This window comes from Amycolatopsis mongoliensis (assembly GCF_030285665.1).
Lineage (GTDB): Bacteria > Actinomycetota > Actinomycetes > Mycobacteriales > Pseudonocardiaceae > Amycolatopsis > Amycolatopsis mongoliensis.
This window is the reverse complement of sequence record NZ_CP127295.1, coordinates 9,804,505-9,824,057: the sequence shown is the minus strand read 5'-3', so window position 1 is coordinate 9,824,057 and position 19,553 is coordinate 9,804,505. Positions and strand designations below refer to the sequence as shown.

13 protein-coding genes and 3 rRNA genes are annotated in these 19,553 nt (G+C 67.9%); 15 read left to right on the top strand and 1 reads right to left on the bottom strand.

What is annotated here, in order from left to right:
* Positions 1-30 precede the first annotated feature (30 nt).
* The 11 genes from QRX60_RS47010 (at position 31) to recN (ending at position 14,551) form a co-directional block, all read left to right on the top strand.
* The gene (locus tag QRX60_RS47010; protein WP_285997943.1) at positions 31-669 is read left to right on the top strand and encodes a DNA-3-methyladenine glycosylase; all 639 of its coding nucleotides are present in this window, start codon (positions 31-33) and stop codon (positions 667-669) included.
* Between the two features lie 32 nt (positions 670-701).
* Positions 702-1,976: a tyrosine--tRNA ligase gene (gene tyrS, locus QRX60_RS47005; protein ID WP_285997942.1), complete on the top strand. Its 1,275-nt coding sequence runs from the start codon at positions 702-704 to the stop codon at positions 1,974-1,976.
* Between the two features lie 353 nt (positions 1,977-2,329).
* A 16S ribosomal RNA gene (locus QRX60_RS47000) occupies positions 2,330-3,848 on the top strand.
* A gap of 329 nt (positions 3,849-4,177) precedes the next feature.
* Positions 4,178-7,295, top strand: a 23S ribosomal RNA gene (locus tag QRX60_RS46995).
* 71 nt (positions 7,296-7,366) lie between these two features.
* A 5S ribosomal RNA gene (rrf, locus tag QRX60_RS46990) occupies positions 7,367-7,483 on the top strand.
* Together the 16S, 23S and 5S rRNA genes form the textbook arrangement of a ribosomal RNA operon.
* A 97-nt stretch (positions 7,484-7,580) precedes the next feature.
* The gene (locus QRX60_RS46985; protein ID WP_285997941.1) at positions 7,581-9,689 is read left to right on the top strand and encodes a hypothetical protein; all 2,109 of its coding nucleotides are present in this window, start codon (positions 7,581-7,583) and stop codon (positions 9,687-9,689) included.
* Positions 9,682-10,653, top strand: a complete 972-nt coding sequence (locus tag QRX60_RS46980) for an HAD-IIA family hydrolase (RefSeq protein WP_285997940.1) — start codon at positions 9,682-9,684, stop codon at positions 10,651-10,653. Before QRX60_RS46985 ends, QRX60_RS46980 begins: the two co-directional genes overlap by 8 nt.
* 17 nt (positions 10,654-10,670) lie before the next feature.
* Complete coding sequence (locus tag QRX60_RS46975) at positions 10,671-10,868, top strand: hypothetical protein (RefSeq protein ID WP_043774930.1); 198 nt, start codon at positions 10,671-10,673, stop codon at positions 10,866-10,868.
* 5 nt (positions 10,869-10,873) lie between these two features.
* The gene (locus QRX60_RS46970) at positions 10,874-11,701 is read left to right on the top strand and encodes a TlyA family RNA methyltransferase (RefSeq protein ID WP_285997939.1); all 828 of its coding nucleotides are present in this window, start codon (positions 10,874-10,876) and stop codon (positions 11,699-11,701) included.
* Entirely contained in the window at positions 11,698-12,624 is a 927-nt protein-coding gene (locus QRX60_RS46965) for an NAD kinase (protein ID WP_285997938.1), read from the top strand. Before QRX60_RS46970 ends, QRX60_RS46965 begins: the two co-directional genes overlap by 4 nt.
* A 145-nt stretch (positions 12,625-12,769) precedes the next feature.
* Positions 12,770-14,551, top strand: coding sequence for a DNA repair protein RecN (gene recN, locus QRX60_RS46960; RefSeq protein WP_285997937.1), 1,782 nt, complete (start codon positions 12,770-12,772; stop codon positions 14,549-14,551).
* A gap of 66 nt (positions 14,552-14,617) precedes the next feature.
* Here the strand turns inward: recN and QRX60_RS46955 are convergent, their stop codons facing one another.
* Positions 14,618-15,079: a MarR family winged helix-turn-helix transcriptional regulator gene (locus QRX60_RS46955; RefSeq protein ID WP_285997936.1), complete on the bottom strand. Its 462-nt coding sequence runs from the start codon at positions 15,077-15,079 to the stop codon at positions 14,618-14,620.
* Positions 15,080-15,145: 66 nt separating this feature from the next.
* Here QRX60_RS46955 and QRX60_RS46950 point away from each other — a divergent pair, with 66 nt between their 5' ends.
* The 4 genes from QRX60_RS46950 (at position 15,146) to QRX60_RS46935 (ending at position 19,541) form a co-directional block, all read left to right on the top strand.
* Positions 15,146-16,138: a zinc-binding alcohol dehydrogenase family protein gene (locus QRX60_RS46950; RefSeq protein WP_285997935.1), complete on the top strand. Its 993-nt coding sequence runs from the start codon at positions 15,146-15,148 to the stop codon at positions 16,136-16,138.
* On the top strand, positions 16,135-17,310 hold the full coding sequence (locus QRX60_RS46945; RefSeq protein ID WP_285997934.1) for a DUF1266 domain-containing protein: 1,176 nt from the start codon (positions 16,135-16,137) through the stop codon (positions 17,308-17,310). Before QRX60_RS46950 ends, QRX60_RS46945 begins: the two co-directional genes overlap by 4 nt.
* Before the next feature lie 99 nt (positions 17,311-17,409).
* Positions 17,410-18,594: a putative cytokinetic ring protein SteA gene (steA, locus tag QRX60_RS46940; protein WP_285997933.1), complete on the top strand. Its 1,185-nt coding sequence runs from the start codon at positions 17,410-17,412 to the stop codon at positions 18,592-18,594.
* Complete coding sequence (locus QRX60_RS46935; RefSeq protein ID WP_285997932.1) at positions 18,591-19,541, top strand: copper transporter; 951 nt, start codon at positions 18,591-18,593, stop codon at positions 19,539-19,541. Before steA ends, QRX60_RS46935 begins: the two co-directional genes overlap by 4 nt.
* Positions 19,542-19,553 lie beyond the last annotated feature (12 nt).

Here is a 19,553-nt window from a genome sequence, read left to right as displayed (position 1 = left end):
GGAGCAGGACTGCCCGAAGGAGGAGCCCGCTTGAGCGCCGACCCAGGCCGGTTGTTCACCCGTGAAGAGCTGGCGCTCGACCCGGTCGACCTCGCCCAGCTGCTGCTCGGCTCGGTCCTGGAGGCCACCGGCCCCGACGGCACCGTCGGCGTCCGCCTGGTGGAGGTCGAGGCCTACCGCGGCGAGGACGACCCGGCATCGCACTGCTACCGCGGCCGCACCCCGCGCAACGCCGTGATGTGGGGGCCCGCGGGCCACCTCTACGTGTACTTCGTCTACGGGATGCACTTCTGCGCGAACGTCGTCGGCACCCACGAAGACATGCCCGGTGCCGTGCTGCTGCGGGCCGGCGAGGTCGTCACCGGTCTCGAGGTCGTCCGCGGCCGGCGCCCGAACGGCCGGGGGACCGGTGAGCTGGCCAAGGGGCCGGCCATCCTCACGTCGGTGCTGCGCATCGACCGCGCGCAGAACGGCGTCGACCTGACCGACCCCGCGTCCCCGGTCCGCCTGCACGTCGGCGACCGCGTGCCGGCCGACCGGATCCGGGTCGGCCCGCGCGTCGGCGTCGCGACGGCGATCGACACCCCGTGGCGCTTCTGGGACGGCGCCTCGCTCGCGGTGTCGACCTACCGCCGTGGCGGGAAGCGGCGGGTCCGACCCGCCAGTTAGTCGGTTGACCTGGTACGGGAGGATCTACAGGCGTGAGCGAACACATCCTCGACGAGCTGTCCTGGCGCGGCCTCATCGCGCAGTCCACCGACATCGACGCCCTCCGGCGCGAGCTCGACCAGGGTCCCGTGACGCTCTATTGCGGCTTCGACCCCACCGCACCCAGCCTGCACGCCGGCAATCTGGTCCCGCTGCTCATGCTCAAGCGGTTCCAGCGCGCCGGGCACCGGCCGATCGTGCTGGCCGGTGGCGCGACCGGGATGATCGGCGACCCGCGCGACACCGGTGAGCGCACGCTGAACACGCTCGACGTCGTCGCCGAGTGGGCCGGGCGCATCCGCGGCCAGCTCGAACGGTTCGTCGACTTCGACGACTCGCCGACCGGGGCGATCGTCGAGAACAACCTCAACTGGACCGGCGAGCAGAACGTGCTGGAGTTCCTGCGCGACGTCGGGAAGCACTTCTCGGTCAACGTCATGCTCAACCGGGAGACGGTCAAGCGCCGGCTCGAGGGCGACGGCATGTCCTACACCGAGTTCAGCTACCTGCTGCTGCAGTCGCAGGACTACCTCCAGCTGCACCGCAAGTACGGCTGCAAGCTGCAGGTCGGCGGCTCCGACCAGTGGGGCAACCTGGTCGGCGGGGTCGACCTGATCCGGCGGACCGACGGAGCAGGCGCGCACGCGCTGACCGCACCGCTGGTCACCGACGCCGAGGGGCGCAAGTTCGGCAAGTCCACCGGCGGCGGGAACCTCTGGCTCGACCCGGAGATGACCTCGCCGTACGCCTGGTACCAGTACTTCGTCAACGTGGGCGACGCCGACGTGATCCGGTACCTGCGGATGTTCACCTTCCTGAGCCAGGAGGAGATCGCTTCGCTGGCGGAGGACACCGAGCAGCGTCCCCACCTGCGGGCCGCGCAGAAGCGGCTGGCGGAGGAGTTCACGATCCTCGTCCACGGCGAGGAGCAGACCCGGCAGGTGATCAACGCCAGCCAGGCGCTGTTCGGCCGCGGCGAGCTCGCTGAGCTGGACGAACGCACCCTCGACGCGGCGATGGCCGAGGTGCCGAACGGCAAGGTCGACCCGTCCGGGGACGCGACGATCGTCGATCTGCTGCTCGCCGGGGGACTGGTGGACAGCAAGGGCGCCGCGCGCCGCACGCTCAAGGAGGGCGGCGCGTACGTCAACAACGTGAAGATCGCGGACGAGGAGTGGAAGCCGGCCCCGGGCGACGCCCTGCACGGCAAGTGGCTCGTCGTCCGCAAGGGCAAGCGGAACGTCGCCGGTGTCGCGCTCGGCGGCTGACCGGCTCAGGCGGCCCGAAACAGGCTCCTGACCTGCGGGAACGCGGTTAAGGTACCCCCCTGTTTCGGGCCCTCTGGCGGGGTGTAAAGTTCTCCAAGTCGCCAGGGAAACCGGGTGGCCGCCGGGACACGAACCAAGCTCTCGCTCGAAGCGATTGAGTGGGTGTCCCACCAAAAACTGCTAGGAATACTCGCTTCGGGTAAGGCCGCTTGACGGCGGTGCGACTCGGGGTGTGTTGCTTGAGAACTCAACAGTGTGCTAGTGAACTAAGCCAGTAGAGCTTATTATGAAACCTCGTATGAGGTTCCTTTGAGAAAATCTAGATTGAGAAATAGTCTCGATCAAACTATTCATTGTTGGAGAGTTTGATCCTGGCTCAGGACGAACGCTGGCGGCGTGCTTAACACATGCAAGTCGAACGCTGAACCACTTTCGGGTGGGGATGAGTGGCGAACGGGTGAGTAACACGTGGGTAATCTGCCCTGCACTCTGGGATAAGCCTTGGAAACGAGGTCTAATACCGGATATCACAACGCTTCGCATGAAGTGTTGTTGAAAGTTCCGGCGGTGCAGGATGAACCCGCGGCCTATCAGCTTGTTGGTGGGGTAATGGCCTACCAAGGCGACGACGGGTAGCCGGCCTGAGAGGGTGACCGGCCACACTGGGACTGAGACACGGCCCAGACTCCTACGGGAGGCAGCAGTGGGGAATATTGCACAATGGGCGCAAGCCTGATGCAGCGACGCCGCGTGAGGGATGACGGCCTTCGGGTTGTAAACCTCTTTCGCCAGGGACGAAGCGCAAGTGACGGTACCTGGATAAGAAGCACCGGCTAACTACGTGCCAGCAGCCGCGGTAATACGTAGGGTGCAAGCGTTGTCCGGATTTATTGGGCGTAAAGAGCTCGTAGGCGGTTTGTCGCGTCGGCCGTGAAATCTCCACGCTTAACGTGGAGCGTGCGGTCGATACGGGCAGACTTGAGTTCGGTAGGGGAGACTGGAATTCCTGGTGTAGCGGTGAAATGCGCAGATATCAGGAGGAACACCGGTGGCGAAGGCGGGTCTCTGGGCCGATACTGACGCTGAGGAGCGAAAGCGTGGGGAGCGAACAGGATTAGATACCCTGGTAGTCCACGCTGTAAACGTTGGGCGCTAGGTGTGGGCGACATCCACGTTGTCCGTGCCGTAGCTAACGCATTAAGCGCCCCGCCTGGGGAGTACGGCCGCAAGGCTAAAACTCAAAGGAATTGACGGGGGCCCGCACAAGCGGCGGAGCATGTGGATTAATTCGATGCAACGCGAAGAACCTTACCTGGGCTTGACATGCGCCAGACATCCCCAGAGATGGGGCTTCCCTTGTGGTTGGTGTACAGGTGGTGCATGGCTGTCGTCAGCTCGTGTCGTGAGATGTTGGGTTAAGTCCCGCAACGAGCGCAACCCTTATCCTACGTTGCCAGCGCGTTATGGCGGGGACTCGTGGGAGACTGCCGGGGTCAACTCGGAGGAAGGTGGGGATGACGTCAAGTCATCATGCCCCTTATGTCCAGGGCTTCACACATGCTACAATGGCTGGTACAGAGGGCTGCGATACCGCGAGGTGGAGCGAATCCCTTAAAGCCGGTCTCAGTTCGGATCGCAGTCTGCAACTCGACTGCGTGAAGTCGGAGTCGCTAGTAATCGCAGATCAGCAACGCTGCGGTGAATACGTTCCCGGGCCTTGTACACACCGCCCGTCACGTCATGAAAGTCGGTAACACCCGAAGCCCATGGCCCAACCCGTAAGGGAGGGAGTGGTCGAAGGTGGGACTGGCGATTGGGACGAAGTCGTAACAAGGTAGCCGTACCGGAAGGTGCGGCTGGATCACCTCCTTTCTAAGGAGCACAACACATCCACTCGGCCGGGATTCCCGGAACTACCGTGGTGGGGTGGCTGGAACTCAAGTGCCGAATGTGTGCTTGTTCCGGTTGCTCAAGGAATTGTGGAACTACTGGTTATGGCTTGTTCTGGTTGGCAATGCCTCGTCTAGTACTGACCGCTTGCGGTCGTGGAACGAAGGGCCGGCGCCTGGAGGGCAAGTTGTTCATGAAGCACACTGTTGGGTCCTGAGGCAACACGCCTCAGGGCTAGAGCATAGCCCTGGAACGTTGTTTGTTTCTGGTGTGGTGTTTGAGAACTGTAGAGTGGATGCGAGCATCTTTGTGGTCAAGTTGTTAAGGGCACATGGTGGATGTCTTGGCTTCAGGAGCCGATGAAGGACGTAGGAGGCTGCGATAAGCCTCGGGGAGCTGTCAACCGAGCTGTGATCCGAGGATTTCCGAATGGGGAAACCCAGCACCAGTGATGTGGTGTTACCCGCACCTGAATATATAGGGTGTGTGGAGGGAACGCGGGGAAGTGAAACATCTCAGTACCCGTAGGAAGAGAAAACAACCGTGATTCCGTGAGTAGTGGCGAGCGAAAGCGGAAGAGGCTAAACCGTGTATATGTCAAGCTGTCAGGCGTTGTATGTGCGGTGTTGTGGGACCCAGCGTCGAGGATCTGACAGTCCTCGGAATGGTCACGTATGTTAGTGGAACCGCTTGGGATGGCGGGCCGGAGTGGGTGAGAGCCCCGTACGCGAAAACATGTCGTTGATTGTTTGTTTGGTGTTCCCGAGTAGCAGCGAGCTCGTGGAATTTGCTGTGAATCTGCCGGGACCACCCGGTAAGCCTAAATACTTCCTGAAGACCGATAGCGGACGAGTACCGTGAGGGAAAGATGAAAAGTACCCCGGGAGGGGAGTGAAAGAGTACCTGAAACCGTGTGCCTACAAGCCGTCAGAGCCTTTGGGTGATGGCGTGCCTTTTGAAGAATGAGCCTGCGAGTTAGTGCTGCGTGGCGAGGTTAACCCGTGTGGGGTAGCCGTAGCGAAAGCGAGTCTGAATAGGGCGATTGAGTCGCGTGGTCTAGACCCGAAGCGGAGTGATCTACCCATGGCCAGGGTGAAGCGACGGTAAGACGTCGTGGAGGCCCGAACCCACTTAGGTTGAAAACTGAGGGGATGAGCTGTGGGTAGGGGTGAAAGGCCAATCAAACTCCGTGATAGCTGGTTCTCCCCGAAATGCATTTAGGTGCAGCGTCACATGTTTCACCACGGGGGTAGAGCTACTGGATGGTCTAGGGGCCTTACCGGGTTACCGAAATCAACCAAACTCCGAATACCGTGGTGTGAGAGTGTGGCAGTGAGACGGCGGGGGATAAGCTTCGTCGTCGAGAGGGAAACAGCCCAGAACACCAGCTAAGGCCCCTAAGTGTGTGCTCAGTGGGAAAGGATGTGGGATTGCCCAGACAACCAGGAGGTTGGCTTAGAAGCAGCCACCCTTGAAAGAGTGCGTAATAGCTCACTGGTCAAGTGGTCCTGCGCCGACAATGTAGCGGGGCTTAAGCACACCGCCGAAGCTGTGTCATTCATGCAATACATCGGCTTGAGGCCTTGAGTCTCTTGTCTAGTGGTGTGGATGGGTAGGGGAGCGTCCTGCATCCAGGGAAGCGGCGGCGGAAGCCAGTCGTGGAGGGTGTGGGAGTGAGAATGCAGGCATGAGTAGCGAATGCAGAGTGAGAAACTCTGCCGCCGGATGACCAAGGGTTCCTGGGCCAGGCTAATCCGCCCAGGGTAAGTCGGGACCTAAGGCGAGGCCGACAGGCGTAGTCGATGGACAACGGGTTGATATTCCCGTACCCGAGCATGTGCGCCCATGACGAGGCGTTTGATACTAACCACCCGAAGCGTGCCGGCGAAGCCTTCGGGCCTAGTTGGCATTGTGGAGCGTGGGACCTGATTTCGTAGTAGTCAAGCGATGGGGTGACGCAGGAAGGTAGCTCCGCCAGTGAGTGGTAGTACTGGTGTAAGCGTGTAGGGAAGTTGGTAGGCAAATCCGCCAGCTATATATCCTGAGACGTGATGCGTAGCCGTTTGAGGCGAAGTAGAGTGATCCTATGCTGCCGAGAAAAGCCTCTAGTGAGTGCATGCACGGCCCGTACCCCAAACCAACACAGGTGGTCAGGTAGAGAATACCAAGGCGATCGGGTGAACTGTGGTTAAGGAACTCGGCAAAATGCCCCCGTAACTTCGGGAGAAGGGGGGCCAAACACCTTGAAGTCCCTTGCGGACTAGGGGTGGGTGGCCGCAGAGACCAGCGGAAAGCGACTGTTTACTAAAAACACAGGTCCATGCGAAGTCGCAAGACGATGTATATGGACTGACGCCTGCCCGGTGCTGGAACGTTAAGAGGACCGGTTAGCCTTTTGGGGCGAAGCTGAGAATTTAAGCGCCAGTAAACGGCGGTGGTAACTATAACCATCCTAAGGTAGCGAAATTCCTTGTCGGGTAAGTTCCGACCTGCACGAATGGCGTAACGACTTTCCGGCTGTCTCAACCACAGGCCCGGCGAAATTGCACTACGAGTAAAGATGCTCGTTACGCGCGGCAGGACGGAAAGACCCCGGGACCTTTACTATAGTTTGGTATTGGTTTTCGGTTCGGCTTGTGTAGGATAGGTGGGAGACTGTGAAGCGGTGACGCTAGTTACTGTGGAGTCGTTGTTGAAATACCACTCTGGTCGAATTGGGAATCTGAACCTCGGGCCATGATCTGGTTCAGGGACAGTGCCTGATGGGTAGTTTAACTGGGGCGGTTGCCTCCTAAAGAGTAACGGAGGCGCCCAAAGGTTCCCTCAGCCTGGTTGGCAATCAGGTGTTGAGTGCAAGTGCACAAGGGAGCTTGACTGTGAGACAGACATGTCGAGCAGGGACGAAAGTCGGGACTAGTGATCCGGCACCTCCTGGTGGAAGGGGTGTCGCTCAACGGATAAAAGGTACCCCGGGGATAACAGGCTGATCTTGCCCAAGAGTCCATATCGACGGCATGGTTTGGCACCTCGATGTCGGCTCGTCGCATCCTGGGGCCGGAGTAGGTCCCAAGGGTTGGGCTGTTCGCCCATTAAAGCGGCACGCGAGCTGGGTTTAGAACGTCGTGAGACAGTTCGGTCCCTATCCGCCGCGCGCGTAGGATACTTGAGGAAGGCTGTCCCTAGTACGAGAGGACCGGGACGGACGAACCTCTGGTGTGCCAGTTGTTCCGCCAGGGGCATGGCTGGTTGGCCACGTTCGGAAGGGATAACCGCTGAAGGCATCTAAGCGGGAAGCCTGTTCCAAGATGAGGTATCCCACCCTTTGTGGGTTAAGGCTCCCAAGAGACCATTGGGTTGATAGGCCAGAAATGGAAGCACAGTGATGTGTTGTCGAGTTGACTGGTACTAATAGGCCGAGGACTTGTCTACGAAGGTGTTACGCATCCACTCTACGGTTCTGAAACACCACCCTGGGAGCAGGGTGTGTTGTTTCGTAGTGTTTCGGTGGTTTTAGCGTCAGGGAAACGCCCGGTCCCATTCCGAACCCGGAAGCTAAGCCTGACAGCGCCGATGGTACTGCAACCGAAGGGTTGTGGGAGAGTAGGACACCGCCGAACTAACGTTCCGTACGGCCCGTTAGGATAGCCAGTTGGCTGCCCTAGCGGGCCGTACGTGTATGTCCAGAACAAGATTTTTTCCACGGCAGGAGGCCAGGTGTCCGAGTTCGGTCGACGAGACTCAGCGGATGATGGGTCCGGCCGGTCGGCACGCCGGGACGAAGGCTCCCGGGGCCGGCCGGACGCACCCGGGGGAGACCGGCGCGGTGCGCGGCAGGACCGCGGCGGCCGCGACAACACTCATCAGGGCCGGCCGCGCCGTGACGACCGCGGGGTCCGCGGCGGCGGTAAGCCCTTCCGCGGCGGCGACGGTCCGCGTGACCGCGACCAGCGCGGAGGATACGCAGGTCAGAGCCGTGACAGCGGCCGCACCGGCGACCGTGACGACCGCCGTGGCGGCTACCGCGACTCGGGTGACCGGGCCGGCGGCGGCAGCAAGTTCTCCGGCGGTCCGGCCCGCGCGGGCGGCGGCAAGTTCGACGACCGCGGCGGCACCCGTTCGGGCAGCCGGTACGAGGACCGTGGCGGTGACCGGAGCGAGCGCTCGGGTCGCGGCTCCGACGACCGCGGCGGCCGTCCCCAGGGCAAGGCGTCGTACGGCGACCGCAAGCCCCGCTGGGAAGACCGCGGCGGCTCCTCGCGCCGCGACGACGACCGCGGCACCCGTTCGGGCGGCTTCCGCTCGGACGACCGTGGTCGCAAGGACGACTCGCGCGGCAGCTACCAGCGCCGCGACGACGATCGCCGTTCGGGCGGGTTCCGCTCCGACGATCGCAACCGCGGTGGCAGCGACCGCCGTGACGACTCGCGTGGCAGTTACCAGCGCCGTGACGACGACCGTGGCGCGCGGACCGGTGGTTTCCGGTCCGACGACCGTGGTGGCAAGACCGGTGGGTACCGGTCGGACGACCGGGGCCGTGGCGGCAACGACGATCGCCGTTCGGGCGGGTTCCGCTCCGACGACCGCAACCGCGGTGGCAGTGACCGTCGCGAGGACTCGCGTGGCAGCTATCAGCGCCGTGACGACGACCGCGGTGGCAGGACCGGCGGCTTCCGCTCCGACGACCGCAGCCGTGGTGGTAGCGACCGTCGTGACGACTCGCGTGGCAGCTATCAGCGCCGTGACGACGACCGCGGCGGCAAGACCGGCGGCTTCCGCTCCGACGATCGCGGCCGGGGAAGTGACCGCCGGGACGACGACCGCGGCGGCCGCACCGGCGGCTTCCGGTCCGATGACCGCCGGGACGACTCCCGTGGCGACCGTGGTGACCGCGACCGTGGCGGTTACCAGCGCCGCGACAACGACCGCGGTAGCGACCGTCGTGACGGCGACCGCCGTCCGGCCGGCCCCCGCGGCGACGACCGCGGTGCCCGGACCGGCAGCGGCTTCCGCGGCTCGGACAAGCGCGGCGACGACCGTCCCGCGGCCCGCCGGGAACCACGGCCCAAGGTCGGGGCCCCGCTCGACGACGAGGCCCTCGCGAGGGAACTCCTCGAAGCGCCGGAGCTGCCCGAGGACGTCGAGTTCTCCGACCTCGACGAGGACGCCCGCCGCGAGCTGAGGACCCTGCCGAAGGGCCTCGCCGAGACCGTCGGGAAGCACCTCGTCGCCGCCGGTGGGCTGATCGACAGCGATCCCGAGGCCGCCCTCGAGCACGCCAAGTACGCCAAGGCCAAGGCCTCGCGCGTGCCGATCGTGCGGGAGGCGCTCGGCCTGGTCGCCTACCACGCCGGCAACTGGTCGGAGGCCCTCTCCGAACTGCGGGCCGTGCGGCGGATGACCCGCAGCGATGACCACATCGCCATCATCGCCGATGCCGAGCGTGCACTGGGCCGGCCCGAACGCGCCCTCGACCTCGCGAAGGAAGCCGATACGACGAAGCTCGGCAAGGCCGTCCAGGTCGAGCTCGCCATCGTCGCGGCCGGGGCGCGGCGGGACCTCGGGCAGCTCGACGCCGCCGTCGTCTCGCTGCAGGGCGACGACCTCAAGGCCGAGAAGCGCGAGCCGTGGAGCGCGCGGCTCTTCTACGCCTACGCCGACAATCTCGCGGCCGCCGGGCGCAAGGAGGAGGCCGTCCGCTGGTTCCTCAACGCGGCCGAGGCCGACGCGGAGGACGAGACCGACGCCTCCGAGCGCGCCGCGGACCTGGCCAACGAAAACAGCGAGAACGCCGAGAAGAAGGACACCGAAGACTCGGATGAGTGACGCCCTGCTCGCGACCTACGACGCGGTCCTGTTCGACCTCGACGGCACCGTCTACCACGGCTCCCGGGTGATCCCGGGCGCCCAGGAGACGGTGCGGGCCGCGCGCGAGCACGGCACGCCCGTCCGGTTCGTGACGAACAACGCGTCCAAGGCCCCGGGCGAGGTCGTCGACCACCTCACCGGCCTCGGCATGCCCGCCGACGCCGGTGAGGTGCACACCAGCGCCCAGGCCGGGGTGCAGCTGCTCAAGGACCGGCTCGAACCCGGCGCCGAGGTCCTCGTCGTCGGCACGGAGTCGCTCGCCGCCGAAGTGGCCGGAGCCGGCCTGAAGCCGGTGCGGGAGAACGGCGACGGCGTCCGGGCGGTCGTGCAGGGCCACTCGCCCGACAACACCTGGGCCGCGCTGGCCGAAGCCTGCCTGGCCATCCGCGCGGGCGCGCTCTGGGTGGCCTGCAACGTCGACGCCACCCTGCCCAGCGAGCGCGGGCTGCTGCCCGGCAACGGGTCGATGGTCGCCGCGCTGCGCACCGCCACCGACGTCGAGCCGCTCGTCGCCGGGAAGCCGCAGCCGCTGCTGTTCGAGACCGCGGCGAAGTCCGCCGGTGCGGAGCACCCCCTCGTCGTCGGGGACCGACTGGACACCGACATCGCCGGCGCGGTCGCCGCGGGCATCGACTCCCTGGTCGTCCTGTCGGGCGTCGCGACGCCGCAGCAGCTGATCGAGGCGATCCCGGCCGAGCGCGCCACCTACCTCGCCGAGGACCTCACCGCGCTCACCGAGCCGGGCGATGACCTCAAGATCGGCCCGCGCCCGGGCTGGTCCATCACGACGGAGAACGGTGTCCTGGAAGCGGCCGGCGACGGCGACGCCCTGGACCTGCTCCGCGCGCTCTGCCACACGGCCTGGGAGACCGGCGTCACCGGACTCGGCGGGGACGCCGAGTCACGGCTCGCCCGCGCCTGACTGATACCGTTCGTGACGTGCAGGATCACCCGTACCCCGTCCCGGGCCCGCCGCCCGGTTCGTTCTCGCAGCAGACCGACCCGCGGGCCGGCATCGACGAAGCCGTCGCCGGACTGGACGACCTCGACGCGCTTCCGCTCGCCGAGCACGTCGAGCGTTTCGACGCCGTGCACACCGAGCTGACGGTCGCCCTCTCCAGCATCGACAAGGTCTGACCACGGTGCCCAAGCGGGCGCGCCTCGACGCGGAACTGGTTCGGCGCGGCCTCGCCCGGTCGCGCGAGCAGGCCTCGGCCCTGATCACCGGCGGCAAGGTCACCGTGCGTGGCATGGTGGCCAGCAAGCCCGCCACCGGCGTCGAGACCGACGCGCCCATCGTGGTGAAGGACGAGGACGATCCCGGCTGGGCTTCCCGCGGCGCGCACAAGCTGCTCGGCGCCCTGGAGGCGTTCAGCGGCCTGAGCGTCGAGGGTAAACGCTGCCTCGACGCCGGCGCGTCCACCGGCGGCTTCACCGACGTCCTCCTCAGGAACGGCGCCGCGACCGTGATCGCCGCCGACGTGGGCCGCGGCCTGCTCGACTGGCGGATCCGCACCGACGAACGTGTAGTGGTCATGGACCGCACCAATGTTCGCAACCTCTCTCCCGACGACCTCGGCGGCCAGGTCGACCTCGTCGTCGGTGATCTCTCCTTCATTTCGCTCAAGCTCGTGCTGCCCGCGCTCGCCGCCTGCGCGCGCGACGGCGCCGACCTGGTGCCGATGGTGAAACCGCAGTTCGAAGTGGGCAAGGAGCGGCTCGGCAGCGGCGGGGTCGTCCGCGACCCGGAGCTGCGCGCCGAGTCGGTGCTCACCGTCATCGACGAGGCCGCGAAGCTGGGGCTCGCGCTGCGCGGCGTCACCGCGAGCCCGCTGCCGGGGCCGTCCGGGAACGTCGAGTACTTCGTGTGGCTGCGCAAAGAACACGTGGCCGAGTCCACTGTGGACGCGGTAGACAGGTCTGAGGCCGAGCGGCTCGTCCGAACCGCCGTCGAGGAAGGGCCCGCATGACCACTGAACGTGAAGTTCTGCTCATGGTGCACCCCGATCGCGAAGCGACGGGCGAGGCCGCGCGCGAGGTTTCGGCGCGCTTCGCCAAGGCCGGCATCCGGATCCGGGTGATCGAGGAAGACGTCTGCGCGCTCATCGACCCGGACCGGCACGGCGTCGGGTCGACCTGCACCGTCGTGGACCCGGACGACAACCCCGCCGACGGCGTCGAGCTGGTGTTCGTCCTCGGCGGCGACGGCACGCTGCTGCGCGCGGCCGAGCTGGCCCGCCCGGCCGGGGTGCCGGTGCTCGGCGTGAACCTCGGGCGCGTCGGCTTCCTCGCCGAAGCCGACTCGGACGCGCTGGCCGACACCGTGCAGCGGGTCGTCGACGGCGACTACCAGGTCGAAGAGCGGATGACCATCGACGTCACGGTCACCCACGACGGTGCCGAGGTCGCCCGCACCTGGGCGCTCAACGAGGCCAGCGTCGAGAAGAGCACGCGCGAGCGTGTCCTGGACGCGCTCATCGAGGTCGACGGCCGGCCGGTGTCCGCCTTCGGCTGCGACGGTGTGCTGTGCGCCACACCGACCGGTTCGACGGCGTACGCGTTTTCGGCGGGCGGCCCGATCATCTGGCCGGACGTCCAGGCGCTGCTGGTGGTGCCGAGCAACGCGCACGCGATGTTCGCGCGGCCGCTGGTCGTCTCGCGGAACTCGGTGATCACCGTCGGGATCGACCCTGACGGCTCGCCAGCCGTCCTGACCTGCGACGGCGGCCGGCTCATCGACCTGCCGCCGGGGGCCCGCGTGCGGGTGACGTGCGGCAAGACCCCTGTCCGGCTGGTCCGGCTGTGGGACGGGCCGTTCACCGACCGGCTGGTGCAGAAGTTCTCGCTCCCGGTGAAGAGCTGGCGAGAGCGGCACGCGCGCCCCTGCGAATAACCTCCGCCTTCCTCCCCACCGCCGCCCTCAACGGAGGCGCTTCGCGCCGCTGAGCCAACCGTTCGGCGATTCATTCGAACATATCGGCGACTCGCCGGGGTCCCGCGCGCGCAGAGTGTCGGTGGGGGCCGCTACGGTAGGCGGCGTGCTGGCCGAGATGCGCATCCAGGGCCTCGGAGTCATCGAGGACGCCCTGCTGGAACTGCACGCGGGCTTCACCGTCGTGACCGGTGAGACGGGTGCCGGGAAGACCATGGTCGTCACCGGGCTGCACCTGCTGTCCGGGGGCCGGGCCGAGGTGTCCAAGGTCCGGACGGGGATGCTCAAGGCGTTCGTGGAAGGACGGTTCACCTATTCCGGCGTCGAAGGCGCCGAACGCATCGTCACCGAATCGGGTGCCGACGTCGACGAGGACGGCAGCGTCATCGCGCTGCGGGCCGTCGCGGTCGACGGGCGCTCGCGCGCGCACCTGGGCGGCCGGTCGGTGCCGGTCGGCGTGCTCGCGGAGCTGTCCGAACAGCTGATCGCGGTGCACGGGCAGAACGACCAGCTGCGGCTGCTGCGCCCGAGTGAGCAGCGCGACGTGATCGACCGGTTCGCCGGTGACGCGGTGGGGAAGCCGCTGAGCGCGTACCGCGAGGTCCGCTCCGAGTGGCTGGCGGTGATCGCCGAGCTGACCGAGCGGTCGACGCGCTCGCGGGAGATGGCCCAGCAGGCCGACCTGCTCAAGCACGGGCTCACCGAGATCGACGCCGTCGCGCCGGAGCCGGGCGAGGACGTCGAGCTCACCACGCAGATCAAGCGGCTTGCGGCGGCCGACGAGCTGCGCGCGGCCGCCACCGAGGCGCACGTCGCGGTGTCGGGCTCGCCGGACGGCGACCCGGACGTCCCGAGCGCGATGGGGCTGGTCTCCGAGGCGCTGCGGCGGCTCTCGACGTCCGAAGACGGCGTGCTGCGCGAGCTGGCGCCGCGCCTGGAGGAGGCGTCGGTGCTGCTGGCCGACGTCGGGGCCGAGCTCGGCAGCTACGTCGAGACGCTGGACGCCGACCCAGCGTTGCTGGAGAAGGTCCTGGCGCGCCAGGGCGACCTCAAGCGGCTGACCCGCAAGTACGCGGCGGACGTCGACGGCGTGCTCGCCTGGGCCGACGACGCCCGGCGCCGCCTGGAGTCGATGGACACGTCGGAGGAGGCGCTCACCGAGCTGGCCCTGCGGCGCGACCAGCTCGCGGTGCAGCTGGCCGCGCACGCCGCCGAAGTGTCGGCCGCGCGCGAAAAGGCAGCGGCCGAGCTGGCGGCGGAGATCACGCGCGAGCTGTCCGGGCTGGCGATGGGCCAGGCCGCGATCGACGTGACGGTCGAGCAGCGCCCCGCCGAGCGCGGCGACACGCACGCACTGACCCTCGACGGCCGCGCGGTGCACGCGGGCCCGGACGGCGTCGACGACGTCGAGCTGCTGCTGCGGGCCCATGACGGCGCGCCGCCGCTGCCGGTGCACAAAGCCGCGTCGGGGGGCGAGCTGTCGCGGGTGATGCTGGCGATCGAGGTGGTCCTCGCGCACGCGGACACGGTGCAGACCCTGGTGTTCGACGAGGTCGACGCGGGGGTCGGCGGCCGGGCGGCGGTCGAGATCGGCCGCCGGCTGGCGCGGCTGGCCCGGACGCACCAGGTCCTCGTCGTGACGCACCTGCCGCAGGTCGCGGCGTTCGCGGACCAGCACCTGGTGGTGGACAAGGGACACACCGGCGGGGTGACGCGCAGCGGGGTCAAGAACCTGAGCCAGTCCGAGCGCGTCAACGAGCTGGCGCGGATGCTCGCCGGGATGGACGACACGGAGACGGGCCGCGCCCACGCCGAGGAGCTGCTCGCGACCGCGGAGAAGGCCAAGGCGGAGCCCGCCCCGAAACCCAAGCGGGCCAAGAAGAAGTAACCGCGGGTCCGGTGAGAGGTCTTGGATGAGTCGTTCAGGACCTCCGAAGACCTGAATGAAGCTCATTCACGACGCCGGGGGCGGGCCGTCCTCGAGGTTCGTGGTGATGCCGCGGAAGACCTCCGCCAGCACCCGCGCCTGCTCGGGACTCACCTGGGCGGCGAAGTGGCGCTCGACGCCGCGGACGTGCGTCGGCCACGCCTTCTCCAGCGCGGCCAGGCCTTCCGGCGTCAGCACCACCAGCGTGGACCGGCGGTTGGCCGGGTCCGGCTCGCGCCGCGCGTACCCCGACCGCTCGAGGCCGTCCACGATCCGGGTCAGCCCGCTCGCGCTGTGCACCAGCGCCGCCGCCAGATCCTTCATGTGCAGCCGGCGGCCGGGGGCCTCCGAGAGCTGGACCAGCGCGTCGTAGGTCCGGTGCGTCATCCCGTGCTCGGCCCGCAGCTCCGCGTCCAGCACCCTCAGCAGCAGCGCCGACGAGCGCAGGAATCCCCGCCACGCGGCGTCGTGCTCTCGGGACAGGCTCACTCCGGGAATACTACTCATGCGGACAGTCGTTGTGCGGACTGTTCGCATGCGAAGAAAGGACCTGTGATGCGCGCGGTCGTACTCCGAGAACCCGGTCCCGTCGAGAACCTCGAGCTGACGGACCTCCCGTTGCCTGAGCCGAAGCCGGGCTGGGTGCGGATCGCCGTCCAGGCGTTCGGCCTCAACCGGTCCGAGCTGCACACGCGCCTGGGCCTGGCCGAGGGCGTCACGTTCCCGCGCGTGCCCGGCATCGAAGCCGTCGGCGTGGTCGACGCCGACCCCAGCGGCGAATTCGAGCCCGGGCAGCAGGTCGCGACCATGATGGGCGGCATGGGCCGCACCTTCGACGGCGGCTACGCCGAATACACCGTGGTGCCGAAGGGGCAGGTCATCCCGTTCCGCTCGGACCTGCCGTGGGAGGTGCTCGGCCAGGTTCCCGAGACGCTGCAGACCGCGTACGGCTCGCTCACCACCGGCCTCGACCTGCGCGAAGGACAGACCCTGCTGATCCGCGGCGGGACGTCCGCGCTCGGGTTCGCCACCGCGGCCCTGGCGAAGGACCTCGGCGCCACCGTCTTCGCCACCACCCGGCAGCCGGAAAGGCTCGAAACCCTGCGCGAACACGGCGTCGACCACCCCCTGCTCGACGACGGCGACGTCGCGGACCAGGTCCGGAAAATCGTGCCCGACGGGGTCGACGCGGCCCTCGAGCTCGTCGGGACCCCGACCTTGCCGGACACCCTGAAGGCCACCCGTGTGCACGGCACGGTCTGCTTCACGGGCATGTTGTCGAACCAATGGACGATCTCGAACTTCTATCCGATCGGCTACCTTCCCGCCGGGGTGCGGTTGACCGCTTATGGTGGTGAGGCGGACGACCTGCCCGCCTCCGTCCTCCAGCGCCACCTCGACCGGATCGCCGCCGGCGAAACGAGTCTCGGCCCGGCGAAGGTGTACGCGATGACGGAGATCCGGCAGGCGCACGACGACTTGGAACACAACCGGACGGCGGGCAAGCTCGTCGTGCTGACCGGCCGAGCGGAGGGAGCCGCCCCGTGATCCTGCCGCCGCCCGCCGACGTCGAAGCCCAGCTGGCCGCCGCCCGCCGCGACGGCGACCTCGACCGCTACCTCGGCCTGCTGGCCGGGGAAGAGCTGTTCGTCCCGATCCGGCGGGTCGACGCCCGCAGCATCCTCGACGAGCGGGCGGAGACCTTCCCCAACGTCTACTTCGAGACGGGTGGCGACGAGTTCCTGCAGGTCTTCACCCGCGGCGCGCTGCCCGACCTCGGCCCGGACGTCGTCGCCATGGGCGGCGCGCTGGACTGGGCGGTGGACGGTGTCGGGCGGCACGAGCGGGTCGTGTTCAACCGCGGCACGCGCAGCGAGTGGCGGCTGCCGGGCGCGACCCTGCAGCCGTGGCTCGACGCGCACCATGACGAAGTCACCCCGCTGGAGGAGCAGGTCGAGCGGCTGATCACCGCGCCGTACGGGCACCTCGAAGGGCCGATCGCGCACGCGCTGGCCTGCGGCGCGCACCTCGCGGTGCTCAACGCGGTGCCGTGGAACGTGCTCGACGCGCGCCGCCACGACTACGTCGCCGAGGTGCGGGGCCTGCGGGACTGGTGGGGCGTGCCGGACCCGCCGGCGTGGCGCGCGACGATGGCCGACCTGATCGGGGACGGCTACGCGCTGACGCCCGGCAACCTCGTGCTCATGCTGCGGCTTCGGTTCGCCGCCGAGTACGGCCTGCGCAATGGCGAGTTCGACCCGCTGATCTGGGCGGAACTGGTGGACCGGTGGTGCGCGGAGAACGACGCCGCGGACCAGGCCGACGAACTGCGGGACACCGTCCGCCGGGTGTCGCGCTGCGAGCAGCGCCTGCGCGCCGACGGCCTCGTCGATGCGGACGGGTTCGTCACGACGGCGCTGTCGTGGGACGTCGGCCGCGCGGTCAACATCGCCCGGTGGGGTCTCGCCGCCGGTTATTGCGACGCGCTGACAGCGGAGCTGATGGTGCTCGAAGCCGGTTCGCTCGCGCGCCGCTACCACCAGTCATGGGCGGACCTGTCGGCCGGGTACGTCATGGGCCGCGTGCTGCACGCCGAGGACGACGAGTTCGGTGAGTGGTACGCGGCGGCCGTGCGGGTCCACCACCAGCTCCTTCAGGACCCGGCGAGCCCCTGGGTGAACCTCGGTTTCGGGTCCCTTTCGGAGGAATCGGAGGCCTGACCCGCGCGGGGGATACGCGACCCGGCTCACCACAACGAGTCACGCCTGCTACGGCGTGGCGTCCGTTGTCCCACGAGCAAATTTGTCACCATCGGCCACATGAAGCTCACCGGCTTGCTCACGCGGAACCAAGAACCCCTCCCGGGGATCACCGGGGTCGCCCGGGTCGACCGCCGCACCCGGGAGCTGCTGCGCCGGATCAGTCCCGGCGACATCGTCGTGCTCGACCAGCTGGACCTCGACCGCGCGACGGCCGACGCCCTGGTCGAGGCCGAGGTCGCCGGCGTGGTCAACGCTTCGCCGTCGATCTCCGGCCGGTTCCCGAACATGGGCCCCGAGATCCTCGTCGCGGCCGGTGTCCCGCTGGTCGACTCGGTCGGTGGCGAGCTGCTGCGCACGATCAAGGACGGCACGAAGCTGCGGCTGCACGACGGCGTCGTGTACGTCGGCGAGCGCCAGGTCGCCTCCGGCATCGAGCAGACCGCCGACAGCGTCGCGGACCAGATGATCGAGGCCAAGGCCGGGATGTCGACGCAGCTGGAGGCGTTCTCGGCGAACACCATCGAGTTCCTGCGCCGCGAGCGCACGCTGATCCTCGACGGCGTCGGCGTGCCGGAGCTGAAGGTGCCGCTGCGGGACCGGCACGTGCTGGTCGTCGCGGGCGGCAACGGGCACGCCGAAGACCTGAAGAAGCTCAAGAAGTACGTCGCCGAGCACCGGCCGGTGCTGATCGGCGTCGACGCGGGTGCCGACACGCTGCGCGTGCAGGGCTACAAGCCGGACGTCATCGTCGGCGACCCCACCGGCATCGGCACCACCACGCTGCGCGGCGGCGCGGAGGTCGTGGTGCCCGCCCAGCCGGACGGGCACGCCCCCGGCGTCTCGCGGATCCAGGACCTCGGCATCGGTGCGGTGACGTTCCCGGCGTCGGGCAACGCCGAGGACCTCGCGCTGCTGCTGGCCGACGCGCACGGCGCGAGCCTGGTCGTCACGGTCGGCTTCCAGGCCACCCTGCGCGAGTTCCTCGACCACGGCCGGTCCGGGTCGAACCCGTCGACGTTCCTGACCCGGCTCAAGCTCGGCACGAAGCTCGTCGACGGGAAGGCGGTGGCGACGCTGCACCGCAGCCGGGTGTCGATCGGCGCGGTCGTGCTGCTCGTGCTCGCCGCGGTCGTGGTCGTCGCCGCGGCCCTGCTGGTGTCCGACGTGGGCTCGGTCTACCTGGACTGGCTCCGGCACACCTGGAATTCGCTCGCTGCCTGGGGCAAGGGATTGTTCACGTGATTTCGCTGCGCTACCACGTCGTTTCCATCGCCGCCTGCTTCCTCGCGCTCGCCGTCGGCGTCGTGCTCGGTTCGACGGCGCTCAACGGTTCGCTGCTGTCCGGGCTGGCGGGGGAGAAGAAGGACCTCGGCAGCCAGGTCTCCGACCTCGAGGCGCAGCGCAACGCGCTCGACGCCCGGCTGGCCGACGCGGACGCGTTCGCCGGCTCGATGGGGCCGAAGGTCGTCGCCGGGGCGTTGGACAAGCGGTCGGTGGTGCTCGTGACCACCGAGGACGCGCGCCCGGCCGACCGGGACGCGCTCAAGCAGCTGATCGGCCAGTCCGGTGCTTCGGTGACCGGTGAGGTGCAGCTGACGGCCGCGTTCGCCGACCCGGAAAAGGCCGACCAGCTCCGTGACGTCGTCACGCGCCTGCAGCCGGCCGGCTCGAAGTTCCCGACCGCGGGCGACTCCGGCACGCTCGCCGGCGCGCTGCTCGGTTCGGTGCTGCTGCTGGACAAGACCACGGCGAAGCCCCAGTCCTCCGGCGAGGAGCTGGCGGCCGCGATCGGCGGGCTCACCGACGGCGGATTCGTCAAGGCGGGCCAGGAGGTCAAGCCGGCGCAGCTGGCGATCGTGCTGACCGGGGCTCAGGCGAGCGGCGACAGCGCGGGCGACCGCGCGGCGACGATCGCCCGGTTCGCCACGCAGCTCGACCGCAGCGGCGCGGGCACGGTCCTGGCCGGCGACGCCGGTTCCGCGGAGGGGACGGGCGCGCTGGGCGTGGTCCGCGCGGACACGTCGTCGACGTCGATCCTGTCCACTGTGGACAACGTGGACAGCTCGGCCGGGCGGGTGAGCACGGTGCTGGCGCTGAAGGAACAGCTCGACGGCGGCGCCGGCCGCTACGGCATCGCGGGCAACGCGCAGGCCCCCGCGCCCGGTGTCGGCGCCCCCAACGGCAACTGACGTCGGGGTTCA